Source organism: Halorubrum sp. ASP1 (assembly GCF_005435135.1).
GTDB classification, from domain to species: Archaea; Halobacteriota; Halobacteria; order Halobacteriales; family Haloferacaceae; genus Halorubrum; species Halorubrum tropicale.
The window spans coordinates 126,974-150,101 of sequence record NZ_SGUA01000001.1 but is presented as its reverse complement, the minus strand read 5'-3'; the positions used below and the strand labels follow the sequence as shown (position 1 = coordinate 150,101).

Sequence of the window (23,128 nt, the reverse complement as noted above, 5' to 3'; positions counted from 1 at the left end):
AATCGACGCCATGACTCGGATCGTCGTCATCGACCTCCACGGCCAGTTCACCCACCTCGAACGCCGGGCGCTCCGCGACCTCGGCGTCGACACCGAGATAATCTCGGCGGAGACGCCGGCCGACGAGGTCGAGGCGGACGGGGTCGTCCTCTCGGGCGGCCCGGACATGGACCGCGTCGGCAACGCGCCCGACTACCTCGACCGCGACCTCCCCGTTCTCGGGATCTGCCTGGGGATGCAGCTGATCGCCGCGGAGCTCGACGGCGCGGTCGGCGAGGGCGACTACGGCGGCTACGCCGACGTCGACGTCGAGATAACCGACGACGAGGACCCGCTCGTCGGCTCGCTGGCCCCCGAGACGCGCGTCTGGGCCTCCCACGCCGACGAGGTGACCGAGCTGCCGGACGGGTTCTCCCGCACCGCCACCTCCGACGTCTGCGGCATCGAGGCGATGGCCGACGCGGACGCGAACCTGTACGGCGTCCAGTGGCACCCCGAGGTCGCGCACACGGAGCGCGGCGAGGAGGTCTTCGAGAACTTCGTCGCGATCTGCGAGTCGGCGTAGACCGCGAGCGATTCGTCGACGTGCGCCGCGGGCTATTCGCTGACGCGCGCCGTCAACACCGGGAGTTCGCTGTATCGCACGACCCGCTCGGCGACCGACCCCGCCGCGATGAAGCGCCCGATCCCGGTGCGGCCGTGCGTGCCCATCACGATCAGGTCGACGCCGTAGTCCGCCGCCGCGTCGAGGATCTCCTCGTGCGGGCGGCCGCGGCGGAGGCGGCGTTCGCACTCGACGTCGCGCGTCGCGGCCGCCTCGGCGACCGCGTCGAGCACGCGCTCGCCGCGCGCCTCCTCGCGCTCGACGACCACGTCCCACTCGTCGGCGCCGGCGATGCCCTCGTCGACGACGAACAGCGCGTGGACCCGAGCGCCCGTCAGGGCGGCGAGGCCGCAGGCCTGCTCGGTCGCGGCGGCGCTCCCGGCGCTCCCGTCGGTCGGACACAGTATCGCGTCGTACATGTCGGCCCGACCCACGACGTGCGAGACGTTAACAGTATCCGATACGCGGGCGCCGGACGCGGTCGCGCCGCTCGTCGTCTCGGGGGCACATCGGTCGGAAAAGACGGCCGGCGCCTACGCCTCGAACAGCTCGTCGACGGCCTCGCCCGCGGTCTCGACCGCCTCCTGCGCGACCGCGTCCGGGTCCGGCCCGGCGTCCTCCGGGGCGTTGAGGTAGACGTCGACGTCGAGGACGCCCGCCTCGAACGTGACGGTGACGTCGAGGTCGGTGACCGTCGACTGGTCGTAGTGTTTGAACACGATCCCCTCGGCCGCCTCGGCAGCGGTGCGAACGACCTCGTCGTCGCTCGGCTCCGCGGCGGCGTCGGCGTCGTCGGGCACGGCCTTACGCGCCGCCGGCGCCCGGACCGCCCGGTCCCATCGGGCCGCCGCCGCCCGCGCCGCCCTGGAGCATCTGCTGGAGCTCGCTCTGGAGGTCGTCGAACTGCTCCTCGACGCGCTCCTCCTGCTTTTCGAGCTGCTCGACGCGGACTTCGAGCGAGTCGACCTTGTCCTCGAGGTCGTCGTAGGCGGACTCGTAGTCCGTCTCGACGAGGACCTCGCCGATCTCGCGGTACATCCCCGCGTCCTCGTCGACGTCTTCGAGGGCGTCGAGGGCGGTCTTGGACTCGTTGAGCGCGGACTGGGCCTGCTCCTTCTGCTCGGCGACCTGCTGTGCGGTCTCCTGAAGGTCCTGTAGCTCCTCGATCTTCTCCTGTGCCTCGGGCGGCATGTTCCCTTGCATGGGCGGACCGAGGCGGCCCGGACGGAAAAACCCACTACATCTCTCCCGCCCCGACAAGTCGGCAATACGACGGGTCTCGGAAACGCTCGCGTCGGTTTAGGCGTCGAGCCCGCCGACGCGCTCGGCGACCGCGACGACCCGGGACCAGCTGTTGACGCCGGCGCGCAGCGCCACGAGGTCGTCGGCGAGGACGCGGACGCGGACCGCGTCGCCCTCGCGGTCGACGGTCGCGGCCGAGCGGGCGTCGTCGATCTCGCCGACCTCGGGACCGAGCGCGTCGGCCACGACGCGTGCGCGCCGCTCGGAGGGGTAGGTGAACGAGAGGACCGTCTCGTGTGTGCGCGTCACGGTCCGTGGAGGGAGAGACGGCGTTACTCGACGTCGACTTCCTTGATGCCGCCGCCGCGCTCCTTCAGGAGGACGCGGTGGCCGCAGTACGGGCAGCGCACGCCGCCGTACTCGTCGAGGGTGACGTCGCGCTTACAGCGGGAGCACTTGTAGCTCATCGTCCTACTCCTCGTCGGCGAGCGCGGCGCGGATGGAGCGGCGGACGGTGCGACCGCCGGGCGTCTCGGGGCGGTACGCGCCGCCCGTGAACGTCTCGCCGGTCTCCTCGTTGACCCAGATGCCGGTACCCACGCGCTTCACGTCGTCGCCGTCGACGGTCGCGTTGCGCATCTCCTCTTCGATGTCCTGGACCCGCTTGCGGGAGACCCGGCCGTAACGGGCGCCGAATCGGCCCGCGCTGCCGGTGCTTCGAGCCTTGTCCTCAGCCATAGTAGCCACTCCTACCGCCAGCGCAGGTAAAAAGGCTGCGAGTTGCGGCGGTCGGAGCCGCCGACGGCGACGACGAAAGACGGGTGAGCGAGCGCGGCGGCGCGTGCCTGCGAGCGGCCGGAGCGAAGCGGAGGCCGCGAGGCAGCACGCGCGAGGGACGCCGTGAGTGACGGGCGACCGCAGGGAGCCCGGAACGAACGGCGAGGCTGGGGAGGTGTGAGGCTGCTGTGCCGTGCGGCGCGGGGCGGGACTCAAAGGGGCAGCCGGGAGGGCGACGGCGCGCGACGCAAGCACCGCAACGAGGGAGCGGAGCGACCGAGTGCGGAGCGCAGCGAGCGCACCGAGCCCTCCCGGCCGGGGCGTTGGCGGTGTTCGCTACGGATCCCTACGGGCGATTCACGAGTAGACGCCTGAGGATTTGGAGGGGTGCGTTCCCGGAGCGTCAGCGGCGATGTATCAGTCGTCGGCGGGCGCGGGCGCGCCGCCGGTCGACAGCGTGACTTCGGGCGCGTCGACCTCCAGCTCGTCGAGGGCGGCCTGCGCGGCGCGCTTCCCGGAGACGAGCATCGCGCCGAACGTCGGACCCATCCGCGGGAGGCCGTGCGCGGTGGCGACCGCCATCCCGGAGGCGATCAGGCCGTCGTGGACGACGCCGGTGTGCTCGACGACGGCGTCCTCGCTCTCGCCGACCCACATCGAGTCGTGGCCGGGCGAGTCGTGGCCAGGGGCGCCGTACTGGTCGTCGCCCGTCTGGTCCATCCCGGTGTTGTGCTCTTTCGCGTGCTCGATGCCGGGCGCCGAGAGGACGCCGCGCTCGTCGAGCTTGCTGATCGCGACGGCGTCGTGGCCGGTCGCGTCGATGACGAGGTCGGACTCCACCGCGATGGGGTCGACGCAGGTGATCTCCCGGGGGAGCGCGTGGACCGGCGTCCAGTTCATCACGATGCCGCCGACCCGGTGGTCGTCGCGGACGACGAGGTCGGTGAACTCGGTCATGTTCTGGACGCGCGCGCCGGCGTCGCAGGCGGCCTTGATCAGCCCGGAGCAGGCCTCCGGGCCCGCGGCGGTGTAGAGCCCGTCCACGTCCGCGACCGGCTCGTAGTCCACGTCGAGGTCGCCGAGGATCTCCTGGGCGGGGTCCCGGACCGTGACGGTGTTCATCAGGAACCCGCCGAGCCAGAAGCCGCCGCCGAGGTAGTTGTTCTTCTCGACGATCATCACCTTCACGCCGCGCTCGGCCAGCTCCTTCGCGGCCATCAGCCCCGACGGGCCGCCGCCGAGGACGATCACCTCGGAGTCGGTGAAATCGAGGAACCCGTCGGTCCACTCGGTACCGATGGCCTTCGTCACGTCCGTCTCGCTCACGTCGCTGAAGCCGTCGAATCCGTTCATACAACTTGGTAGTATTACTTGGTTTTGAAATGCGTTGCGGTCGACACGGAGTTGTACGTATAAATGCTGTCGGCACCACCGACACGAACATCACCAGAGTCCCAGCCGAGAGGGCTCGGTGCGCTCGCTGCGCTCCGCACTCGGTCGCTCCGCTCCCTCGTTGCGGTGCTTGCCTCGCAGGCACGCGCCGCCGCAGTTCGGACTGCGACTCATCCACGCCGGGCACCGGACTGAACCCGCGGCGCGCCCGTCCGTCACGAACGTTCACTCGGGAGCGACTCAACCGGGTGCCTTTTTCCGGCGCTACGTCGAACCCGGCGGTATGCGAAACGCCAAGATCGTCTGTACGATCGGTCCCGCCTCGGACGACCGGGACACGATCCGCGGCCTCGCCGACGCGGGGATGTCCGTCGTCCGACTCAACGCCAGCCACGGGACCACCGACCACCGGGAGACGGTGATCGAGCGCGCCCGCGCCGTCGACGACGAGATCGACGACCCGCTCGCGGTGATGGTCGACCTGAAGGGCCCGGAGGTCCGCACGGCCGAGATCGACGAGCCGATCGAACTCGCGACCGACTCGGAGGTCACCTTCCTCGAAGCCGACGACGCGACGCCCGAGCGCGTCGGCCTCACCCACTCGATCGGGGCCGCCGGGCCGGGCGACACGATCCTCCTCGACGACGGCCGGATCGAGTGCCGCGTCGAGCGCGTCGACGGCGAGTCCGTGGTCGCCACGGTCGTCTCCGGCGGGAAGCTCGGCTCCCGGAAGGGCGTGAACCTCCCGGGCGTCGCCATCGACGTGGACCTGATCACGCCGGAGGACGAGGCCGAACTCGACCTCGCCGCGCGCACCGACGCCGACTTCGTCGCGGCCTCGTTCGTGCGCGACGCCGACGACGTCTACCGGATCGCCGACGAACTTGAGGCCCGCGGCGGCGGCGACATCCCGATCGTCGCGAAGATCGAGCGCGCCGGCGCCGTCGAGAACTTGGAGGGGATCGTCGACGCCGCCGACGGCGTGATGGTCGCCCGCGGCGACCTCGGGGTCGAGTGCCCGCTGGAGGACGTGCCCGTGATCCAAAAGCGGATCATCCGGACCTGCGTCAACGAGGGCGTCCCCGTCATCACGGCGACGGAGATGCTCGACTCGATGGTCTCCTCGCGGCGCCCGACCCGCGCCGAGGCCTCCGACGTGGCCAACGCCGTCCTCGACGGCACCGACGCGGTCATGCTCTCGGGCGAGACCGCGGTCGGCGACGACCCCGTCAACGTCGTCGAGACGATGGACCGGATCGTCCGGGAGGTCGAGGCCAGCGACGAGTACGCGGAGACGCGCGAGCAGCGCGTCCCGACCGCGGAGGAGGGCTCCCGCACGGAGGCGCTGGCGCGCTCGGCGCGCTACCTCGCGCGCGACATCGGCGCGTCGACGGTCGTCGCCGTCTCCGAGTCCGGCTTCACCGCGCGCAAGACCGCCATGTTCCGGCCGGGCGTCCCGGTCGTCGCCACGACGCCGGACGACCGCGTCCGCCGCCAGCTCGCGCTCTCGTGGGGCGTCCGCCCCGTGCTGACCGGGTACGCCAAGGACATGGAGGCGATTCTCGACAACGCGGTCGACGCCGCGCTCGACCGCGGGGGGGCCGCGTCCGGCGACACCCTCGTGGTCCTCTCCGGCATGCTCACCGAGTTCGAGGGGACGAACACGACGAACACGCTGAAGGTCCACGTCGCCGCCGAGACGCTCGTGACGGGGAAGGCGGTCGTCGCCGGCCGCGTCGCCGCCCCGGTCCACCGGACCGCTGACGGCGACCTCGACGCGCTGCCGGCGGGCTCCGTCGTCGCGCTCGACGCCGGCTTCGACGGGGAGTTCTCCGGCGACCTCGACCGGATCGCCGGCATCATCGACGCCCGCGAGGGGATGACCGGCTACCCCGCCGTCGTCGCCCGCGAACTCGGCGTCCCGATGGTCTCCGGCGCCGGCCTCCCCGACTCGGTCGCGGACGGAACGACCGTGACCCTCGACGGCGAGCGCGGCGTCGTCTACGACGGCGACGTCCTCCGGGCGGCCCGCGAGCGGTAGGCCGCGCCCGATCCCGCCGACGCAGCGTCACCCGACGCGCCGCCATCGCGTGACCGCCCCGGCCCCGCGCCGCTTGCGCCCGCCAGCCATTTATTACGGAGTCGCGTAGGCCCGATCATGAGCGACGAATCCGGCGACGACGCCCGCGACGAGCGCGTGTCCGACGCCGCGGAGTCGACGGAGTTCGGCGACCGCAGCCGGGCCAACGATGCCGGCGATGAGGAGCCGGACGGCGGCGGCGAGTGGCGCTTCTCGGTCGACGACGTGGGGCCGAACGGCGTCACCGAGGACACCGCCACCCCGGCGGACGAGCCGATAGAGCCGGGCGACGTGGACCTCGAACACGCGGTCTTCGTCGTCCTCGGCGTCGCGCTCACCGTCGGGACCCTGCTGGTCGGCTTCTAAACGCGCGCGGTCGACGACCCGGACCGCAGAGGACGCCGCCGACCGACGGCGCCGCGGTCGCGCGTACCACCACTTATCAGGCCGCGGCCGTAGGACCGATTATGAACGCGCTCGCACAGTCCGGGCTCCTCTCCCCGGACACCCTCCCGCTCCTACTCCTGACCGCGGGGCTGCTGCTCTCGATGGCGGAGGCGCTCGCGCCGGGGGCGAACTTCATCGTCGTCGGCATCGCGCTCATCGGCGCGGGGCTCGGCGGCCTGCTCCTGGCGTCGTTCGGCGTCGCCGGCGCGCTCCTCACGCTGCTCATGGCGCTGCTGACGCTCGCGTTCGGCGCCGCCGCCTTCTACGGCTACCACGAGTTCGACCTCTACGGCGGGAAAGGGCAGCAACAGACCAGCGACAGCGACTCGCTGAAGGGGAAGACGGGGACGGTCACGGAGCGAGTGACCCCCACGGGCGGCGAGGTGAAGCTCGCCGGCGGCGGCTTCAACCCCCACTACTCCGCCCGGTCGATGGAGGGAACGATCGACGAGGGCGAGGAGGTGATGGTGGTCGACCCGGGCGGCGGCAACGTCGTCACCGTCGAGTCGATGGGGTACGTCGAGGACGACATCGACCGCGAGCTGGCGGCCGACCGCGCCCGTAAGGCCGCCGCGAACGAGGCGGCGGAGGCGGACGACGCCGACACAGAGGAGGTCGAGCGGGAGACCGAACTCGACCGGGAGTGACGCGGGCGGCCGGGCACGGCCCCGGAGCTGTGAGCGGAAAAGCACTTGTCCGTCGGCGGGGACCACCCGACGATGCCCTCCCCGTTCGCCGCCCTCGCGAGCCTGCCCGGCAGCGTGCTCGACCGCGTCCGCGACGGGTTCGACTCCCCTCACGCCGGGACCGTCGCGGTCGCGATGCTGGTCGTGGCGACGATCGGTACCAGCCTCGGAATCGTCGCGCTCGGCGGCGTCTTCGACGCGACGGTCGACCAGCGGATCACCGTCGACAACCCCGACCGGCCGTCGGAGTCGACCTGCGAGACGTTCGGCGACGAGCCGGGGTCGATGTTCGCCGAGGAGTGCGACGAACCGGAACGGATCGAGGTCGACGCGGGGGAGGAACTGCGCGACGCCGCGACCGGGTTCATCCACTACGGCCTGTTGGGCGTCCCCCTCTGGTGGGTCGTGTTCGCGCTCGCGCTCCACGTCGGGGCGCTCGTCGCGGGCGGCTCCGGCTCCGCCGGCGACTCGTTCGTGATCGCCGGCTGGGCGGTCGGCGCGGAACTGCTCCGGCTCGGGGCCGGGATCGTCGGGATCTGGTACACGCTCTCGAACGCGGACCCCGCAGGGTCGTCGTTCGAGGCGCTCACGACGGACCTCGTCGCGGCGGTCACGGGTCTGACGGGCCCGCTGCTGGTCGCCTCGGCGGTCGCGATCGCTATCCAGTGGGTCATCGTCGTCGCCGGGCTGGAATCTCGGCACGACCTCGGTCGCGGCGCCGCGGCGGGCGTGGCGACGTTCTTCGCCGCGAGCGCGCTGGCGCTGGCAGCGGTCTGAGTCACGCCGGATCGGTCGGTCGGGGACGCCGGTCGGACCGCCCGCGACCGCGGTTTCGGGAGTTTTTAAGCCGCCGGCGCTCCCCCTCCCGGTATGATCCTGTCCGACGCCGACATCCTCGACCGGCTCGCCGAGGGCGACCTCGCGATCGAGCCGCTCGACGACGTCGACCAGCAGGTCCAGCCCGCGAGCGTGGACCTGCGGCTCGGCGAGCGGTTCCTGGAGTTCCAGCGCACCAACATCCCCTGTATCCACCCGACCGACGCGGGCGAGGTGAGCGAGTACGTCACCGAGACGACCGTCGACGAGGGCGACGAGTTCATCCTCCACCCCGGCGACTTCGTCCTCGGGACGACAGCCGAGCGCGTCGCGATCCCGGACGACCTCGTCGCCCACGTCGAGGGCCGCTCGTCGCTCGGCCGGCTCGCGATCGTCGTCCACGCGACCGCGGGGCTGTGCGACCCCGGCTACGAGGGGCAGATCACGCTCGAACTCTCGAACCTCGGCACCGCGCCCGTGGCGCTCTCGCCGGGCATGCGCGTGTCGCAGCTCACCTTCACGGAGCTGAAACGGCCCGCGGAGCGACCGTACGGTGCCGAGCGGGGCTCGAAGTACCAGGGACAGGACGGGCCGCAGGCGTCGCGGATCGGCGACGATCCCGAGTTCGCGGGCGAGACGGGCGACGGACGCGAGGGTAGCGGAGGGGCGACGCCGTCGGGCGGTGATCGCGAATGAGGTTCATCGAGGAGGTCGTCGTCGACGAGTTCCTGCCGACCGTCCGATCGATGCTCGCGGAGGACCTCCGCGACCGCGGGTTCACGCAGTCCGAGGTCGCGTCGGCGCTCGGCATCTCGCAGTCGGCCGTGTCGAAGTACGCCGCCGGCGACGTGGCGAGACACGAGCGGATCGTCGCCGACGAGCGCGTGCGCGACCTCGTCGAGCGGGTCGGCGAGGGGCTCGCGAGCGGCGACCTCACGCCGGTGGCCGCGCTCGTGGAGATAGAGGTGCTGATCCGGCAGTTGGAGGAGGGGGACCTGCTCGCCGACCTCCACGAGACGGCGATGCCCGCGCTCGCCGACGCCGACGTCGAGTTCTCCGTCCACGACCCCGACAGCGGGCTCCGGGAGCGCGAGCGGGTCCTCACCTCGGTCCGCCGCGGGCTCCGCACCCTGACGAACGCCTCGGGCTTCGCCGGGCTCATCCCGAACGTCGGGGCGAACGTGGCGGAGTGTCTCGGCGACGCCCGAGCGATCGACGACGTGGCGGCGGTCCCCGGCCGACTCGTCGACGTGAAGGGGCGGGCGATGGTCCCCGGCGAGCCCGAGTTCGGCGTGAGCGAACACGTCGCGACGGTGTTGCTCGCCGCCCGCGAGGGCGGGGCGACCGCCCGCGGCGCGGTGAACGTCCGGTACGACCCCGACACCGTCGAGGCGCTCGCCGAGTCGCACCCGACCGTCGAGTTCGACGCCGAACGCCCGACGCGCGAGGCGGTCGCGGACGCGGTCGCGGCCGCCGGCTCCCCGACGGACGGGGACGGGGGAACGCTCGTCCTGTACCAGACCGGCGCGGTCGGCATCGAGCCGATCGCGTACGTGCTCGCTCCGACGGCGTCCGAGGCGGCCGCGGTCGTCCGCGACATCCTGTAGGCGGGGCGGTCGCCGTGGCCCGCGACGGTCCGCACGCCGCGCGATACATGAGAGGTATTCATTAACATACAGGGCGTAGGTCCCGTATGACAGACGCGGACGCGGTTCGGATGACGGACGACGAGCGCGACGAGTTCCTCGGGCGGTCGGGGACCGGCGTCCTCTCGCTGTCGACGGACGGCGACGGGCCGCCGCACTCGGTCCCGGTGTCGTACGGGTACGATCCGGTCGAGGGGACGTTCTACTTCCGGCTCGCCGTCGGGGCGGACAGCGGAAAGGCGAACGCCGCCGACCGCGGCGTCACGTTCGTCGCCTACGGGCGGGACGACGAGCGGTGGAAGAGCGTGGTGGCGAGCGGCCGACTGGTGTCGACCAGCGACGACGCCAGCGCGACCGAGTCGCTCGCCGGCCTCGAGCGGACGGCGGAGATCCCCATCGTCGACGCCTTCGGCGAGCCGACGAGCGAGGTGACGTTCGAGTACTACCGGCTCGATCCGGAGCGGCTCACGGGGCGCGCCGAGCAGGCGATGGAGCCCTGAAGACCCCGGCCGAGGGCGCCGCCGACCCCGGGCGACGCTTTTTAGACGGAACCGCCCGAAGCGTGAGGCGTGACACGGCGTCGACGGTTCGGGATGCGGATGCGCTCCTTCTAGCGGCGGGCGGACCCGCCGCGTCGCCGCCGGCCCGTAACGCGGTCGGCGGCGACGCGGCGGCGAATCCCGTCGCCTTCCCGCAGCGCCCGGACCCTCGACTGCCTCGCCGGCGCCGACACCGACGACCGCGCGAGCGCCGGTCTCCCCGCGGTCGCCGGCCTCGAACCAGCGGGCTTTAGACCCGATCGACCGACACACGACACACACGCACCACATGAGCCACGACGATTACCCCACCGACCGGCCCGCGGTGGTGACCTGTGGACTGCCGTACGCGAACGGCGACCTCCACATCGGCCACCTCCGCACCTACGTCGGCGGCGACGTGTACAGCCGCGCGCTCGACCGACTCGGCCAGGAGACCGCGTTCGTCTCCGGCTCGGACATGCACGGCACGCCCGTCGCGGTCAACGCCGAACAGGAGGGCGTCTCGCCCGAGGAGTTCGCGCTCGACTGGCACGAGCGCTACGCCGAGACGTTCCCGAAGTTCAACGTCGAGTTCGACAACTACGGCCACACCCACGACGAGACGAACACGGAGTTGACCCAGGACCTCGTCCGCGACCTCGACGAGGCGGGCCACCTCTACGAGAAGGAGATCATGGTCGCGTACGACCCCGTCGACGACCAGTACCTCCCGGACCGCTACGTCGAGGGGACGTGCCCGTACTGCGGCGCCCACGCCCGCGGCGACGAGTGCGACGAGGGGTGCCAGCGCCACCTCGAACCGGGGGAGGTCGAGGACCCCGAGTCGACGATCACCGGCAACCCCGCGGAGTACCGCGAGCGAACCCACCAGTTCTTCGCGGTCTCGGAGTTCGCCGACTACCTCTCCGGCTTCCTCGACCGCCTCGAAGGCACCTCGAACGCCCGGAACCAGCCCCGCGAGTGGATCGAGCAGGGGCTCCAGGACTGGTGTATCACCCGCGACATGGACTGGGGGATCGACCTGCCCGACGAGAATCCGCAGGACCTCGTCTTGTACGTCTGGGTCGACGCCCCGATCGAGTACATCGCCTCGACGAAGCAGTACTCCGAGCGCGTCGGCGCCGACGCCTTCGACTGGGAGGCCGCCTGGAAGGAGGGCGCGAGCGACGAGCACCCGGAGGGCGGCGAGATCGTCCACGTGATCGGCCGCGACATCATCCAACACCACACGATCTTCTGGCCCGCAATGTTAGAGGCGACCGACCACGCGGAGCCGCGCGCGGTGATGGCGAGCGGGTTCGTCACCCTCGACGGCAAGGGGTTCTCCACGAGCCGCGACCGCGCCGTCTGGGCCGACGAGTACTTAGACGAGGGGTTCCACCCCGACCCGCTGCGCTACTACCTCGCGACCAACGGCGGGTTCCAGCAGGACGTGGACTTCTCGTGGGAGAAGTTCGCCGAGCGCGTCAACACCGAGCTGGTGGGCACGGTCGGCAACTTCCTCTACCGCTCGCTCCTCTTCGCCCACCGCAACTACGAGGACGGCCCCGACGCCGACGCGCCGAGCGACGACGTGGCGGCGCGGATCGACGAGGCCGTCGACGAGTTCGCGGCCGCGGTCAACGACTACTCCGTCCGCGCGCTCGGCGACGCCGTCACCGGCCTCGCGCGGTACGGCAACGAGTACATCCAGCGCAACGAGCCCTGGAAGCTCGTCGACGAGGAGCCTGCCGAGGCCGAGCGCGTCATCTACGACTGCGTCGCGCTCGCGAAGGCGATCGCCGTGCTCTTCGAGCCGCTGGCGCCCGAGAAGAGCGAGCGGCTCTGGGCCCAGCTCGGCGAGCCCGGCTCCGTCCACGAGGCGACCGTCGAGGCCGCCCGCGAGGGCCCCGCCGGCGACCTGAGCGAGCCGACCGAGCTGTTCGAGCAGGTGGAAGACGAGCGCGTCGAGGACCTGAACGAGAAGCTCGAAGCGCGCGTCGCCGAGGCGGAGAGCGACGACGCTGACGACGAGAGCGGCGCTGACGACGAGGGCGACGAGACCGAGACCACCGACGACACCGACATGAGCGACATCGAACCCATCAGCGACGACCGCATCGGCTTCGAACAGTTCCAGGAGCTGGACATCCGCGTCGGCCGCATCGAGGCGGCCGAGGGGATCGAGGGGGCCGACGACCTCGTTGAGCTCACCGTCGACCTCGGCGCGGAGACCCGGACGATCGTCGCGGGGCTCAAACAGCTCCACGAGGTCGACGAGCTGCCGGACACGAAGGTGATCGTGCTCGCGAACATGGAGAAGGCGGAGCTGTTCGGCGTCGAGTCCAACGGCATGGTGCTGGCCGCCGGCGAGGACGCCGACCTCCTCACCACCTACGAGGACGCCGCGCCCGGCACGAAGGTGAAGTGAGGCCGCGGCGCCCCGCGGACGGCGACCGTTCTCGAAGTTTTATTTGACTGACGTGCGACGACGGGGTATGGCCCTCCTGACGCGGTTCGAAGCCATGTCGTTTTCCGCACAGCTGATCGCCGTCGCGGTCGTCTGCGACCCGATCGGGTTCGCCGCCGGCTACCTCCTCGCGCCCGAGTTCGGCGTTGAGCCCATCCTCGGCGGCGTCTACGGGCTCGTGGCCGCGAGCGTCCCGATGTCGCTGCTCGTGCTCCGCGAGTCGATGTCGGGATAGGCAACACACGGCTCGCGCGAGCGAGCCCCGTCAGGCGTCGAGCACCTCGATCAGGTTCCCCTCCGGGTCCCGGACGAACAGGACGGTCGTCCCGCTCTCCGTCGTCCGCGGCGGGCTCAGCGTCTCGACGTCGTCGGCGAGCCCCGCGTGAAACGCCTCGACGTCGTCGACCGCGAGCCCGAGGTGAGTCGCTCCGGGGCGATTCAGGTCGGGGGCGTTCCCCAGACCCGACTCCTCGGCCGGGTCGTATTCGACGAGTTCGACGATCGCGTCCCCGGCGTCGAGGTGCGCGAACGCGGCGGCGGCGCCCTCGACGGCGACCGCCTCGGCGAAGGCGTCGCCGCCGACGGCGAACTCGGCGACGACGTCGAGGTCGAACGTCTCGGCGTAGAACTCGACGGCACGGTCGAGGTCGGCGACGGTGACGCCGACGTGGTGCGCGGTCGGGTCGGACACGGCCGGTCGGACGGTCCCCGCCGGGGAAATCGTATCGGGTCAGAGCCCGAACAGGCGGGCGGCGAGCCCGGCGAGCACGACCAGCGCGCCGAGGATGAACGTGCCCGGGATCGGGAGGAGGAACAGGGCGACGCCGATCAGGACCACGATCGTCGAGGTTCTCATGACGCGCTCCTTCGGTCCGGCGCCGGATACGCTTTGGGTCGGAGCGACCGCCGCGGTCGACGGTCGCGCCGACCTCCCCGACCGAAACGACCATTCCGCGTCCGGTCGACCGTCGCGTATGCACGTGGTCGTCAACGCGGCCCAGAGCGTCGACGGGAAGCTCGCCACTCGCCGCCGGGAGCAGCTCCGCATCTCCGGCCCCGAGGACTTCGACCGGGTCGACCGCGTCAGGGCGGCCGCGGACGCGGTGCTCGTGGGGGTCGGGACCGTCCTCGCGGACGACCCGCACCTCACGCTCGACGAGGAAGACCGCCGCGTCGAGCGCCTGCGGAACGGGCGGCCCGGCGACCCCGCCCGCGTCGTGATCGACTCGACGGGGCGGACGCCGACCGACGCCCGGATCTTAGACGACGCGGCCGCGACGTACCTGCTCGTCTCGGCCGCGACCGACCGGGAACGCCGCGAGGCGCTCGCCGACGCGGGCGCCGAGGTGATCGTGGCCGGCGAGGAGCGCGTCGACGTCGCCGAGGGGGTCGATCGGCTCGCCGAGCGCGGGGTCGACCGCCTGATGGTGGAGGGCGGCGGCGAGGTGATCTTCTCGTGTTTCGAGGCCGGCGTCGTCGACGAGCTCCACGTCTACGTCGGCTCGCTCGTCATCGGCGGCCGCGACGCGCCCACCCTCGCGGACGGCGCGGGCTTCACCGAGGGGTTCCCCGACCTGACGCTGACGGGCACGGAGCGGTTCGACGACGGGGTCGTCCTCTCGTACGCGGTGGGAGGGGACGGCGAGTCGTGTGAACGGTAACCACGGAAATCGGGGGGTACACGCGTCGTGGCACCGGTACGCACGAAAACCACCGAAGTATTTATGTATCGCCCGGGGGTAGTTGCAGGTACCAGAACGCCTCTGGCGCTGGTGGAATCGCACGCTGAAATGAACGGGAGTTCTTGTAGACGGCCCGACGCACCACAGCGAGCGTCCGCTATCGCCGGAGCGGTGATGGAGAGATAACAAATGGTAACGAAAGAAGAAGTCATCGAGCAGTACGACGTGGAAGCGATGGACGAGGCGGACAACGTGGACCTTTCTGAGGACGACCTGGAGAACGGCTCCAAGGGTCAGCTCATCAAACGCGCCGGCCAGCTGCGAGACCGACGCAACGAGCTGAACCAGATGGCGTCCGAGCGCGCCTCCAAGCGCGACGACCTCAACGCGAAGACGCGCGAGAAGGTCGACGAGGCCCAGGAGCACCGCGAGAAGCGCGACGAGCTCAACGAGCAGGTCCAAGAGCACAAGGACAAGCGCAACGAGCTCAACGCCGAGGCCAACGAGCTGTTCGACGAGGTCGAGGAGCTCAAACAGGACCTCGAACTCGGCTCCGGCAAGTCCATCGAGGAGCTCGAAGAGGAGATCGAGGACCTCGAGTTCCGCCAGCAGACGGAGGTGCTCGACGCGGAGGACGAGCGCGAGCTCATCGAGAAGATCGACGACAAACGCGAGAAGCTCGCCGAAAAGAAGGAGAAGGTCGACGACACGAGCGAGCTCGACGAGCTCGTCGAGGAGGCCGAGGAGGTCCGCTCCGAGGCGTCCCAGCACCACCAGAAGGTGACGGAGCTCGCCGACAAGGCCCAAGAGCACCACAACCAGATGATCGAGGCCTACCGCGAGGCCGACGACATCCGCGACGAGGCCGACGAGATGCACGAGCTGTTCGTCGAGGCCCAGGAGGCGGCCGACCGCCACCACGAGGACTTCGTCCGCGTCCAGAAGCGCCTGCGCGAGCTCGACAAGAAGGAGGAGGAAGAGCGGCAGGACGAGCGCGCCGAGAAGCGCGAGGAGGAGAAGGAAGAGGCCGAGGAGATCTATCAGAAGTTCAAGGAGGGCGAGACGCTCGACACCGAGGACCTGATGAAGCTCCAGAAGACCGGCCTCCTGTAAGCCGGCCGAGACGCGGTCCGACGCGGTTTTCTGCGGTTTTCCACGGTCGACAGCGACGCGCCCGGCGGGCGCGGGCGGCCGGTCCCGGCGACCGGCGTCGCCCACGACAGCATATAAACGGGAGCGCCGCCAACCGTCGGTATGGACGACGCGCCGGCGAACGGACGGAAGGGGTTGCTCGCGGCCGCCGCGGTCGGCGCGGCGACGACGATCGCGGGCCGCGCGGTCCTCGCGCGGCTCACGGGCGGGCGATTCGGTGACGCGGACGAGTACAACGTCGCGAAGGTGACGGTCTCGGGGCCGATCCGCCGGAACCAGGGGCGGCCGTCGCCGCTTTCGGGCCCGGGCGGTGCGACCGCGGACGACGTGGTCGAGCAGATCGAGGCGGCCGACGAGGACGACGACGCCGAGGCGCTGCTCGTCGAGCTCAACACGCCCGGCGGCGAGGTCGTGCCGAGCGACGACATCCGGCGGGCGGCCGCCGACTTCGACGGGCCGACGGTGGCGTACGCGACCGACACCTGCGCCTCCGGCGGGTACTGGATCGCGAGCGGCTGCGACGAGCTGTGGGCGCGCGAGGCGAGCCTCGTCGGCTCCATCGGCGTCGTCGGCTCCCGCCCGAACGCGAAGGGGCTCGCCGACAAGCTCGGCATCTCCTACGAGCAGTTCACCGCCGGCGAGTACAAGGACGCCGGCGTCCCGCTGAAGGAGATCGAGGAGGACGAACGGGAGTACCTCCAGGGGATCATCGACGGCTACTACGAGCAGTTCGTCGAGACCGTGAGCGAGGGCCGCGACATGGACCCCGAAGCGATCCGGGAGACCGAGGCGCGGGTGTACCTCGGGGACGACGCCGCCGAGCTCGGGCTGGTCGACGAGCTGGGCACAGAGGACGACGTCGAGGACCGGCTCGCCGACCTGATCGGCGCCGAGCCCGAGGTCCGCGAGTTCACCCCGGAGCGCGGGCTCGCGGAGCGGCTCGGCATCGGCGCCGAGCGCGTCGCGTTCGCGGCCGGGAGCGGGGTCGCGGGCGTGTTCGCCGACGACGGCGGCGACATCGACGTGGAGTTCCGGTAGCGACCGGCAGACTGCCGCCGAGACGGAAGGGCGGTCCGCGACCGACGGGGAGGATTTTTGTCCGGCCGCGGTGTGAGACGACACGTGACGACGCTGGTCATCTGCGTCGACCGCTCGGGGGCGATCGGTCGCGCCACCAACGTCCCGATGCCGGTCGCCGGCTGGGAGGCCGTCCGGTCGCTGGTCACGGACGCCGGGCTGGACGACCCCGAGGACGCCAGCGTGAACTGCCTGCTGGAGTCGCTGCGCGTCGCGCGCGACCTCAGGGACGAACGCGAGGAGTCGGTGGTTGCGGTCGTCTCCGCCGAGAGCGACTCCCCGGTCGGCGCCGACCGCTCCATCGCCGCCCAGCTCGACGACCTCGTGGAGCGGTACGACCCGCGGGCCGCGATCGTCGTCGTCGACTCCGCGGAGGACGAGCGCGTCCTCCCGGTCGTCGAGTCGCGGGTCCCCGTCGACTCCGTCGACCGCGTCGTCGTCCGGCAGGCCAGGGACATCGAGTCCACCTACTACCTGCTCAAGCAGTTCCTCGCGGACGAGCAGCTTCGCTCGACGGTCCTCGTGCCGTTCGGCGTCGCGCTGCTTTTAGTCCCCGCGCTGTTCTACTGGTTCTCCGCCGGCGAGGCGGTCGCCGGCGTCGCCGGGCTGCTCGGCGCCGCGCTGCTGTACAAGGGGCTCGCGGTCGACCGGCTCGTGGCCGGGCTGCCGGAGCGCGTCCGCGAGGCGCTGTACGCCGGCCAGGTGTCCGTCGTGACGTACGTCGTCGCCGGCGGGCTCGCCCTCGTCGGCGGGTTCTTCGGCTTCCTCGCCGCCTCGAACCTCACCCCCGGATCGGCGCGGCTCGTCGAGGTCGTGGAGTTCACCTACGCCGCCGTCCCGTGGTTCGCGGTCGCGGGCGTGACCGCGGCCGTGGGGCGGCTGCTCGACGAGCTGATCCGCGACGAGGGGATCCGGACCCCGTACCTCAACCTCCCGTTCGTCATCGCCGCGGTCGCCCTCGTCGTCCGCGGGTTCGCCGGGTACTTCCTCGCGCAGGAGGCGATCCACGAGCCGCTGTCGGCGTACGGCATGACGATGACCCCAGTTCAACAGCTCGCGGCGTTCATCGTCGGCGGCATCGTGGTGTCGCTCGTCGGCGTCAAGATCGCCAGCGACGTCGGCACCGAGACCCTCGAAGACGTCATCGACGCGGAGCGGGACGCCGACGGCCGGCGGGAGTGAGACGGGGCGAGGGCCGGCGAGAGCGACCCGCCGACCGACCCGTTTTTGTCGGTCGCGGCCGCGTGAGCGGGCATGGACGTGTACGGACTGATCGGGAACCCGGTCGGCCACTCGCTGTCGCCGCCGATGCACGAGGCGGGTTACGAGGCGCTCGGCCTCGACGCGCGCTACGTCGCGTTCGAGCCGGACGCCGACGCCGCGGCCGCGGCGATATCGGGCGCGGCCGACCTCGGCGTCGCGGGGCTCAACGTGACGGTCCCGTTCAAGCGGGACGTTCTCGACGCGGTCGACGTCGCCCCGCTCGCGGAGCGCATCGGCGCGGTCAACACGGTCGACTACGGCCCGGTCCGGGCGGGCGAGGCCGACCGGCCGCGCGGCCACAACACCGACGCCGCGGGGGTGACGCGGGCGCTCGAACACCACGACGTGACCGTCGACGGCCGCGACGCGCTCGTGGTGGGCGCGGGCGGCGCGGGGCGGGCGGCCGCGTTCGCGCTGGCGGACGCCGGCGCGGCGGTCCACGTCGCGAACCGCACCGCGGAGCGCGCGGTCGAGCTCGCGGGGGACGTGCCGGGCGCGACCGGCGGCGGCCTCGACGGCCTCGGCGAGCGCGTCGCGGCCGCCGACCTGCTCGTCAACGCGACGAGCGTGGGGATGGAGGCGCCCGACGAGACCCCGGTGCCCGACGAACACCTCCACGGCGACCTCGCCGTCCTCGACGCGGTGTACGCGCCGATCGAGACCCGGCTCCTGCGGGAGGCCGCGGCCGCGGGCGCGACGACGGTCGACGGCGCGTGGATGCTGCTGTACCAGGGGGTGGAGGCGTTCGAGATCTGGACCGGCGAGGACGCGCCCGTCGACGCGATGAACGCGGCGCTGCGGGCGGAGTTGGAGTGAACGGACGGAGGGCCCGGCGGCCGCTCAGAGGAGCGACGGGCTCGCGAGCAGCCCGGCGGTGACGATCAGGCCGAGGGAGACGGCGGACGCGCCGTAGAGGAACGGCTTGGCCTCGCGGGCGGGCTCGCGGAGCTTGTCGGCGTCGAGCCCGTCGGCCAGCTTCGAGCCGGCGACCTCGACGAGTCCGGTGCCGACGAACCACAGCCCGAGCATCGTCAACACGAGGTGCCCGCGGGGCGTGCCCGTCAGCGCCTCGAAGGTGTACAGCGTCCCGGCCATGTGGCCGCCGGAGAGGACGAACGCGACCGCGCTGATCCGGGTGATCCAGCGCAGGCGACCGACGACCGAGCCGAGCGCGGTCGTCCCGATCTCGCCGCGGAGCGCGGGCGGGAGGACCGCGAGGGTGACGAACAGCACGCTGCCGACCCAGAGGACGGCGAAGCCGACGTGGACCGACCACATGACCGGATTGATCACGTTCATACGACCGCGACGGCCCGGCGTCACTTATAAACAGGCGGGACGGGGCCGGCGGTCGATTGCGGCGGAGAGGGTTTTTAAATATCTCGCACGTGTAGCCGCCGGCAATGGCGCTACTCCAGAAGCTCAAAGAGAAGCTCGGATTCGGGAGCGGTTCGGGCGAGCGCGAGTCCGGCGAGACGGAAGTGACGGTCGAGCACGAACCGGAGCCGGCGGCCGAGCCGCCAGCGGCCGGTGATTCGGTCGAGTCGAGCGACGCGGAGCCGGCGGAGAGCGAGGCGGACGACGGCGACGAGGCGGCGGTCGCCGCGGAGACGGAGGCGGCCGCCTCGACGGAGTCGCTCGTCGACGACGAGGGCGCGGGGGCGGACGAGGCGGCCGAGCAGGCGGAGGCCGCGGCGGGCGAGGCGGACGACGTCGCGGTCGACGACGACGACCGCGGCCCGAGCGTCGAGGAGATCAAGGGAATCGGCCCGGCGTACGCCGAGCGGCTCGCCGAGATCGGGATCGAGACGGTGGCCGACCTCGCGGACGCGGACGCCGCCGAGGTGGCGGAGGGCACGAGCGTCGGCGAGAAGCGCGCCGCGACGTGGATCGACCGCGCGGGCGAGTTCTGACGGGCGGGTCGGGCGACCGCAACTGTTTCGTCGCGCCCGCCGAACGGAGTCCCATGAGGCGAACGGTACACACCGACCGGGAGCGGTTCCGCGCGGTCGCGGCCGCGGCGCCGGACGGCGCGCGGGTCCCGGTCGAGCTCCGGGTCGCCGTCGACGACCCCTTCGACGCCTACCGCCGGGCGCGGGGCGGCCCCGGCGGCGTCTTCTACGAGACGAGCGGCGGCCAGTCCGGGTGGGGGTACTTCGGCGTCGACCCGGTCGAGCGACTGACCGTCGCCGCCGAGGCGGTCGTCGCCGGCGCGGGCGACGCGGACGGATCGGAGCGCGTCGAAGGGGGGGACAGAGCGGGCGACTACCGACGCCCGTCGGCCTCGCTTTCCGCGCTGGAGGGCGTCCTCGACGGCGAGGCGCTGGCGCGCGGCGACTGCGAGGTGCCGTACCCGTGCGGCGCGTTCGGCTGGCTCTCCTACGACGTGGCGCGCGGACTGGAGGCGTTCCCGCCGGCGCCGCCCGCGGGCCCCGGCGCGGTCGACGACCGCGGGCTCCCGCGGCTCCAGGCCGCGCTCTTCGACCGGATCGCGGCCTGGGAGTGTCCGGTGGACGCCGAGGACGGCGACGACGGCGACGGCGACGGGACCGTTACGCTCCGCGTGACCGCCTGTCCCCGCGTGCCGGCGGGCCTCGACGATCCCGAGGGCGACCGCGACGCGCTCGACGCGCTGTTCGACGAGGGTCGGGCGCGGGCCGGGGACCTGGCAGCCCGGATCGAGACCGGGGACGCGGCCTCGGAGGCGCCGCCCGACCCGACCGCGGAGAGCGCGACCTTCGAGAGCGACGTGGGCCGCGAGGGGTACGCCGACGCGGTCCGGCGGGTCAAAGAGCACGTCCGCGAGGGCGACACCTTCCAGGCGAACGTCTCCCAGCGGTTGACCGCGCCGGCCGCGGTCCACCCGGTCGACGCGTACGACGCGCTCCGCGAGGTGAACCCGGCGCCGTACTCCGGCCTGATCGAGTTCGGCGGCTCCGGTGAGACCGGGGCCGACCGGCCGAGCGGCGTCGACCTCGTGAGCGCGAGCCCGGAGCTCCTCCTAGCGCGCGAGCCGACCGACGATCCCGACCGCGGCGCGCGGCTCGTCACGGAGCCGATAGCGGGGACGCGGCCGCGGGGGGACACGGCGAGCGGTGACGCGGCGCTGGAGGCCGAGCTGACCGGCGACGAGAAGGAGCGCGCCGAGCACGCGATGTTGGTCGACCTCGAACGCAACGACCTGGGCAAGGTGTCGCGGTTCGGCACGGTCGAGGTGAGCGAGTACCGCCGGGTGGACCGCTACAGCGAGGTGATGCACCTCGTGAGCCTGATCGAGGGCGAGGCCCGCTCGGACGTGGGGCTCGCGGACGCGGTCGCCGCCTGCTTCCCCGGCGGGACCATCACGGGCGCGCCGAAGCCGCGGACGATGGAGATCATCGACGAGCTGGAGCCGACCCGCCGCGGACCCTACACCGGGTCGATGTTCGCGGCCGGGTTCGACGGGCGCGCGACGCTGAACATCGTCATCCGGACGCTCGTCCGCCACGCCGCCGAGTACCACCTCCGGGTCGGGGCGGGGATCGTCCACGACTCCGACCCGGACGCGGAGTACGAGGAGACGCTCGCGAAGGCGCGCGCGCTGGTGAGCGCGGTCGACGAGGCGCTCGGCGCCGGCGGAATGGCGGTCGAGGCCGAGGACGGGTCCGCGGCGGAGGAGGCGGCCGAGCGATGACGGGCGACGCAGCCGACGCGGCGACCGCGGCGGACGACGCCGACGCAGCGGGCGGGTGGCGCCCCGGCGCGGGCGACGCCGACGCCCGGGTCCTCGTGGTCGACAACTACGACTCGTTCGCGTACAACCTCGTCCAGTACGTCGGCGAGGTCGCCGGCGCGGTGACGGTCCGGCGGAACGACGCGGTCGACCTCGCCGGGATCCGCGCGCTCGACCCGGACGGCGTCGTCGTCTCCCCCGGCCCGGGGACGCCCGCTGAGGCCGGGGTCTCGACAGACGCCTTCGAGCTCGACCGGCCCGTGTTCGGCGTCTGCCTCGGCCACCAGGCGCTGTGCGCGAGCGGTGGGAGCCGCGTCGGTCACGCGCCGGAGGTCGTCCACGGGAAGCCGTCGACGATCACCCACGACGGCGAGGGCGTCTTCGCCGGGCTCCCCGACCGCCTGCGGGTCGGACGGTACCACTCGCTGTGCGTCGAGCGCGAGGACCTCCCCGCCGAGCTGGTCGAGACCGCCCGCACCGACGAGGAGCGCGAGGTCGTGATGGGCGTGCGCCACCGCGAGAAGCCGCACGTCGGCGTCCAGTTCCACCCGGAGAGCATCCTGACGCCCCGCGGGAAGCGCATGGTCCGGAACTTCGTGGAGGTGTGTGAGGATGCGTGAGGGAGACGAGGGTTCGGACCGCCTGTACCACGTCGACGGCGACCTCGTCCCCGCCTCGGAGGCGACCGTCTCGGTGGAGGACCGCGGGTTCGCCTACGGCGACGCCGCCTTCGAGACGATGCGCGCGTACGGCGGCGCCGTCTTCCGGTGGGACGCGCACGCGGACCGGCTCCGGGACGCCTGCGAGACGCTCGGGATCGACCACGGGCTCGCCGACGCGGACCTGAAACGCCGGGTCGACGAGACGCTCGCCGCGAATGACCTCGCGGACGCGTACGTGAAGCTCTCGATCACTCGCGGGGTCCAGCCGGGGACGCTCGACCCGAAGCCGGCGAGCGACCCGACGGTCGTCGTGATCGCGAAGCCGCTCGCGCGCGGCGGCGTCGGGAGCGACCCGGTCCACGACGGCCCGGCCGCGCTCCAGACGACGAAGACGCGCAAGCCCGCCGACCGCGCGATCCCGGCCGCGGCCAAGACCCACAACTACCTCAACGGGATCGTAGCCCGGCTGGAGCTCCGGGTCACGGGCGCCGACGAGGCGCTCATGCTCGACCCGGACGGCAACGTCGCGGAGGGCGCGACCGCGAACCTCTTCTTCGCCGACGGGACGGCCCTCAAGACGCCGTCGCTCGACGGCCCGATCCTCCCCGGGGTCACCAGATCGACCGTGATCGAGCTGGCGGAGTCGGAGGGGATCCCGGTCGAGGAGGGGACGTACGCACCCGACGCGGTGCGCGAGGCCGACGAGGTGTTCCTCACGAACACCACCTGGGAGGTCCGGCCCGTCGCGACCGTCGACGGCATCGCGGTCGACGGCGACGGCGAGGGGGTCGCCGGCCCGCTCACGACCCTCCTCTCGCGGCTGTTCGACCGGCGGATCGAGGAGACTCACTACGACGGCGAGCGGCTCTGAGGTCGGCGGGGGACCACAGCGTTCAAAT

29 protein-coding genes are annotated in these 23,128 nt (G+C 72.1%); 19 read left to right on the top strand and 10 right to left on the bottom strand.

What is annotated here, in order from left to right; genetic code table 11:
* Window positions 1–10: 10 nt before the first annotated feature.
* Complete coding sequence (locus EXE48_RS00795) at window positions 11–565, top strand: GMP synthase subunit A (protein WP_053771696.1); 555 nt, start codon at window positions 11–13, stop codon at window positions 563–565.
* Window positions 566–597: 32 nt separating this feature from the next.
* Here EXE48_RS00795 and EXE48_RS00790 read toward each other — a convergent pair whose 3' ends face one another.
* The 7 genes from EXE48_RS00790 to EXE48_RS00760 all read right to left on the bottom strand — a co-directional run bounded on the left by EXE48_RS00790 (window position 598) and on the right by EXE48_RS00760 (window position 3,976).
* A complete protein-coding gene (locus EXE48_RS00790) occupies window positions 598–1,023 on the bottom strand; it encodes a universal stress protein (RefSeq protein WP_053771697.1) in 426 nt (141 codons plus the stop codon).
* Between the two features lie 114 nt (window positions 1,024–1,137).
* Entirely contained in the window at window positions 1,138–1,404 is a 267-nt protein-coding gene (locus EXE48_RS00785; RefSeq protein WP_053771698.1) for a DUF3194 domain-containing protein, read from the bottom strand.
* Between the two features lie 4 nt (window positions 1,405–1,408).
* The gene (locus tag EXE48_RS00780; protein ID WP_053771965.1) at window positions 1,409–1,795 is read right to left on the bottom strand and encodes a prefoldin subunit beta; all 387 of its coding nucleotides are present in this window, start codon (window positions 1,793–1,795) and stop codon (window positions 1,409–1,411) included.
* 108 nt (window positions 1,796–1,903) lie between these two features.
* A complete protein-coding gene (locus EXE48_RS00775) occupies window positions 1,904–2,155 on the bottom strand; it encodes a KEOPS complex subunit Pcc1 (RefSeq protein ID WP_053771699.1) in 252 nt (83 codons plus the stop codon).
* A 23-nt stretch (window positions 2,156–2,178) separates the two neighbouring features.
* Window positions 2,179–2,313, bottom strand: a complete 135-nt coding sequence (locus EXE48_RS00770) for a DNA-directed RNA polymerase subunit P (RefSeq protein ID WP_006114270.1) — start codon at window positions 2,311–2,313, stop codon at window positions 2,179–2,181.
* A gap of 4 nt (window positions 2,314–2,317) precedes the next feature.
* On the bottom strand, window positions 2,318–2,584 hold the full coding sequence (locus EXE48_RS00765) for a 50S ribosomal protein L37ae (RefSeq protein WP_006114269.1): 267 nt from the start codon (window positions 2,582–2,584) through the stop codon (window positions 2,318–2,320).
* A gap of 456 nt (window positions 2,585–3,040) precedes the next feature.
* The gene (locus tag EXE48_RS00760) at window positions 3,041–3,976 is read right to left on the bottom strand and encodes a sulfide-dependent adenosine diphosphate thiazole synthase (protein WP_053771701.1); all 936 of its coding nucleotides are present in this window, start codon (window positions 3,974–3,976) and stop codon (window positions 3,041–3,043) included.
* Between the two features lie 322 nt (window positions 3,977–4,298).
* Here EXE48_RS00760 and pyk point away from each other — a divergent pair, with 322 nt between their 5' ends.
* The 9 genes from pyk to EXE48_RS00715 all read left to right on the top strand — a co-directional run bounded on the left by pyk (window position 4,299) and on the right by EXE48_RS00715 (window position 12,916).
* A complete protein-coding gene (pyk, locus tag EXE48_RS00755) occupies window positions 4,299–6,056 on the top strand; it encodes a pyruvate kinase (RefSeq protein WP_053771702.1) in 1,758 nt (585 codons plus the stop codon).
* Window positions 6,057–6,173: 117 nt separating this feature from the next.
* Window positions 6,174–6,461 (top strand): DUF7312 domain-containing protein, encoded by a 288-nt coding sequence (locus EXE48_RS00750; protein WP_053771703.1) that lies wholly within the window; start codon window positions 6,174–6,176, stop codon window positions 6,459–6,461.
* 101 nt (window positions 6,462–6,562) lie between these two features.
* Window positions 6,563–7,189 (top strand): NfeD family protein, encoded by a 627-nt coding sequence (locus EXE48_RS00745; protein ID WP_053771704.1) that lies wholly within the window; start codon window positions 6,563–6,565, stop codon window positions 7,187–7,189.
* Window positions 7,190–7,261: 72 nt separating this feature from the next.
* Window positions 7,262–8,005: a YIP1 family protein gene (locus tag EXE48_RS00740; RefSeq protein ID WP_053771705.1), complete on the top strand. Its 744-nt coding sequence runs from the start codon at window positions 7,262–7,264 to the stop codon at window positions 8,003–8,005.
* 93 nt (window positions 8,006–8,098) lie between these two features.
* Window positions 8,099–8,740: a dCTP deaminase gene (dcd, locus tag EXE48_RS00735; protein WP_137710582.1), complete on the top strand. Its 642-nt coding sequence runs from the start codon at window positions 8,099–8,101 to the stop codon at window positions 8,738–8,740.
* Window positions 8,737–9,651, top strand: a complete 915-nt coding sequence (locus tag EXE48_RS00730) for a thiamine-phosphate synthase family protein (protein WP_121599230.1) — start codon at window positions 8,737–8,739, stop codon at window positions 9,649–9,651. Before dcd ends, EXE48_RS00730 begins: the two co-directional genes overlap by 4 nt.
* Window positions 9,652–9,737: 86 nt before the next feature.
* Window positions 9,738–10,190, top strand: a complete 453-nt coding sequence (locus EXE48_RS00725) for a pyridoxamine 5'-phosphate oxidase family protein (RefSeq protein ID WP_121599231.1) — start codon at window positions 9,738–9,740, stop codon at window positions 10,188–10,190.
* 328 nt (window positions 10,191–10,518) lie between these two features.
* Window positions 10,519–12,642, top strand: coding sequence for a methionine--tRNA ligase (metG, locus tag EXE48_RS00720; RefSeq protein WP_053771709.1), 2,124 nt, complete (start codon window positions 10,519–10,521; stop codon window positions 12,640–12,642).
* Between the two features lie 67 nt (window positions 12,643–12,709).
* Window positions 12,710–12,916 (top strand): DUF8141 family membrane protein, encoded by a 207-nt coding sequence (locus tag EXE48_RS00715; RefSeq protein ID WP_137710581.1) that lies wholly within the window; start codon window positions 12,710–12,712, stop codon window positions 12,914–12,916.
* A gap of 30 nt (window positions 12,917–12,946) precedes the next feature.
* Here the strand turns inward: EXE48_RS00715 and EXE48_RS00710 are convergent, their stop codons facing one another.
* Both EXE48_RS00710 and EXE48_RS18615 read right to left on the bottom strand, forming a co-directional pair.
* On the bottom strand, window positions 12,947–13,372 hold the full coding sequence (locus EXE48_RS00710; protein ID WP_053771711.1) for a VOC family protein: 426 nt from the start codon (window positions 13,370–13,372) through the stop codon (window positions 12,947–12,949).
* A 39-nt stretch (window positions 13,373–13,411) separates the two neighbouring features.
* Window positions 13,412–13,537, bottom strand: a complete 126-nt coding sequence (locus tag EXE48_RS18615; RefSeq protein ID WP_197702923.1) for a transporter — start codon at window positions 13,535–13,537, stop codon at window positions 13,412–13,414.
* 118 nt (window positions 13,538–13,655) lie between these two features.
* On the opposite strand from EXE48_RS18615, the gene EXE48_RS00705 reads away from it, so the two are divergent.
* The 5 genes from EXE48_RS00705 to EXE48_RS00685 all read left to right on the top strand — a co-directional run bounded on the left by EXE48_RS00705 (window position 13,656) and on the right by EXE48_RS00685 (window position 18,671).
* Window positions 13,656–14,342 (top strand): 2,5-diamino-6-(ribosylamino)-4(3H)-pyrimidinone 5'-phosphate reductase, encoded by a 687-nt coding sequence (locus EXE48_RS00705; RefSeq protein WP_053771966.1) that lies wholly within the window; start codon window positions 13,656–13,658, stop codon window positions 14,340–14,342.
* Between the two features lie 210 nt (window positions 14,343–14,552).
* Entirely contained in the window at window positions 14,553–15,476 is a 924-nt protein-coding gene (locus EXE48_RS00700; protein ID WP_053771712.1) for a coiled-coil protein, read from the top strand.
* A 141-nt stretch (window positions 15,477–15,617) separates the two neighbouring features.
* The gene (gene sppA / locus EXE48_RS00695; protein ID WP_053771713.1) at window positions 15,618–16,553 is read left to right on the top strand and encodes a signal peptide peptidase SppA; all 936 of its coding nucleotides are present in this window, start codon (window positions 15,618–15,620) and stop codon (window positions 16,551–16,553) included.
* Window positions 16,554–16,637: 84 nt separating this feature from the next.
* Window positions 16,638–17,774 carry a DUF373 family protein gene (locus EXE48_RS00690; RefSeq protein WP_053771714.1) on the top strand — a complete coding sequence of 379 codons (1,137 nt, stop codon included), beginning with the start codon at window positions 16,638–16,640 and terminating at the stop codon, window positions 17,772–17,774.
* A gap of 72 nt (window positions 17,775–17,846) precedes the next feature.
* The gene (locus tag EXE48_RS00685; RefSeq protein ID WP_053771715.1) at window positions 17,847–18,671 is read left to right on the top strand and encodes a shikimate dehydrogenase; all 825 of its coding nucleotides are present in this window, start codon (window positions 17,847–17,849) and stop codon (window positions 18,669–18,671) included.
* Between the two features lie 24 nt (window positions 18,672–18,695).
* On the opposite strand, the gene EXE48_RS00680 is transcribed toward EXE48_RS00685, so the two are convergent.
* Window positions 18,696–19,154 (bottom strand): hypothetical protein, encoded by a 459-nt coding sequence (locus EXE48_RS00680; RefSeq protein WP_053771716.1) that lies wholly within the window; start codon window positions 19,152–19,154, stop codon window positions 18,696–18,698.
* Between the two features lie 104 nt (window positions 19,155–19,258).
* Between EXE48_RS00680 and EXE48_RS00675 the strand changes: the two genes are divergently transcribed.
* The 4 genes from EXE48_RS00675 to EXE48_RS00660 are packed head-to-tail and all read left to right on the top strand — an operon-like array spanning window position 19,259 to window position 23,100.
* Window positions 19,259–19,768, top strand: a complete 510-nt coding sequence (locus EXE48_RS00675) for a helix-hairpin-helix domain-containing protein (RefSeq protein WP_053771717.1) — start codon at window positions 19,259–19,261, stop codon at window positions 19,766–19,768.
* A gap of 53 nt (window positions 19,769–19,821) precedes the next feature.
* A complete protein-coding gene (locus EXE48_RS00670; protein WP_137710580.1) occupies window positions 19,822–21,528 on the top strand; it encodes an anthranilate synthase component I family protein in 1,707 nt (568 codons plus the stop codon).
* Window positions 21,525–22,187, top strand: coding sequence for an anthranilate synthase component II (locus EXE48_RS00665; RefSeq protein WP_137704757.1), 663 nt, complete (start codon window positions 21,525–21,527; stop codon window positions 22,185–22,187). The genes EXE48_RS00670 and EXE48_RS00665 overlap by 4 nt, the downstream gene beginning before the upstream one ends.
* A complete protein-coding gene (locus EXE48_RS00660) occupies window positions 22,180–23,100 on the top strand; it encodes an aminotransferase class IV (RefSeq protein ID WP_137710579.1) in 921 nt (306 codons plus the stop codon). Before EXE48_RS00665 ends, EXE48_RS00660 begins: the two co-directional genes overlap by 8 nt.
* Window positions 23,101–23,128 lie beyond the last annotated feature (28 nt).

Bases quoted from the DNA above. Each gene is read 5' to 3' on its own strand.
- EXE48_RS00750 (WP_053771703.1), top strand. From the start codon at position 6,174: ATGAGCGACGAATCCGGCGACGACGCCCGCGACGAGCGCGTGTCCGAC.
- dcd (WP_137710582.1), top strand. From the start codon at position 8,099: ATGATCCTGTCCGACGCCGACATCCTCGACCGGCTCGCCGAGGGCGAC.
- pyk (WP_053771702.1), top strand. From the start codon at position 4,299: ATGCGAAACGCCAAGATCGTCTGTACGATCGGTCCCGCCTCGGACGAC.
- EXE48_RS18615 (WP_197702923.1), bottom strand. From the start codon at position 13,537: ATGAGAACCTCGACGATCGTGGTCCTGATCGGCGTCGCCCTGTTCCTC.
- EXE48_RS00780 (WP_053771965.1), bottom strand. From the start codon at position 1,795: ATGCCGCCCGAGGCACAGGAGAAGATCGAGGAGCTACAGGACCTTCAG.
- EXE48_RS00745 (WP_053771704.1), top strand. From the start codon at position 6,563: ATGAACGCGCTCGCACAGTCCGGGCTCCTCTCCCCGGACACCCTCCCG.
- EXE48_RS00685 (WP_053771715.1), top strand. From the start codon at position 17,847: ATGGACGTGTACGGACTGATCGGGAACCCGGTCGGCCACTCGCTGTCG.
- EXE48_RS00765 (WP_006114269.1), bottom strand. From the start codon at position 2,584: ATGGCTGAGGACAAGGCTCGAAGCACCGGCAGCGCGGGCCGATTCGGC.
- EXE48_RS00730 (WP_121599230.1), top strand. From the start codon at position 8,737: ATGAGGTTCATCGAGGAGGTCGTCGTCGACGAGTTCCTGCCGACCGTC.
- EXE48_RS00715 (WP_137710581.1), top strand. From the start codon at position 12,710: ATGGCCCTCCTGACGCGGTTCGAAGCCATGTCGTTTTCCGCACAGCTG.
- EXE48_RS00760 (WP_053771701.1), bottom strand. From the start codon at position 3,976: ATGAACGGATTCGACGGCTTCAGCGACGTGAGCGAGACGGACGTGACG.
- EXE48_RS00740 (WP_053771705.1), top strand. From the start codon at position 7,262: ATGCCCTCCCCGTTCGCCGCCCTCGCGAGCCTGCCCGGCAGCGTGCTC.
- EXE48_RS00725 (WP_121599231.1), top strand. From the start codon at position 9,738: ATGACAGACGCGGACGCGGTTCGGATGACGGACGACGAGCGCGACGAG.
- EXE48_RS00665 (WP_137704757.1), top strand. From the start codon at position 21,525: ATGACGGGCGACGCAGCCGACGCGGCGACCGCGGCGGACGACGCCGAC.
- EXE48_RS00795 (WP_053771696.1), top strand. From the start codon at position 11: ATGACTCGGATCGTCGTCATCGACCTCCACGGCCAGTTCACCCACCTC.
- EXE48_RS00675 (WP_053771717.1), top strand. From the start codon at position 19,259: ATGGCGCTACTCCAGAAGCTCAAAGAGAAGCTCGGATTCGGGAGCGGT.
- metG (WP_053771709.1), top strand. From the start codon at position 10,519: ATGAGCCACGACGATTACCCCACCGACCGGCCCGCGGTGGTGACCTGT.
- EXE48_RS00700 (WP_053771712.1), top strand. From the start codon at position 14,553: ATGGTAACGAAAGAAGAAGTCATCGAGCAGTACGACGTGGAAGCGATG.
- EXE48_RS00660 (WP_137710579.1), top strand. From the start codon at position 22,180: ATGCGTGAGGGAGACGAGGGTTCGGACCGCCTGTACCACGTCGACGGC.
- EXE48_RS00790 (WP_053771697.1), bottom strand. From the start codon at position 1,023: ATGTACGACGCGATACTGTGTCCGACCGACGGGAGCGCCGGGAGCGCC.
- sppA (WP_053771713.1), top strand. From the start codon at position 15,618: ATGGACGACGCGCCGGCGAACGGACGGAAGGGGTTGCTCGCGGCCGCC.
- EXE48_RS00770 (WP_006114270.1), bottom strand. From the start codon at position 2,313: ATGAGCTACAAGTGCTCCCGCTGTAAGCGCGACGTCACCCTCGACGAG.
- EXE48_RS00670 (WP_137710580.1), top strand. From the start codon at position 19,822: ATGAGGCGAACGGTACACACCGACCGGGAGCGGTTCCGCGCGGTCGCG.
- EXE48_RS00680 (WP_053771716.1), bottom strand. From the start codon at position 19,154: ATGAACGTGATCAATCCGGTCATGTGGTCGGTCCACGTCGGCTTCGCC.
- EXE48_RS00705 (WP_053771966.1), top strand. From the start codon at position 13,656: ATGCACGTGGTCGTCAACGCGGCCCAGAGCGTCGACGGGAAGCTCGCC.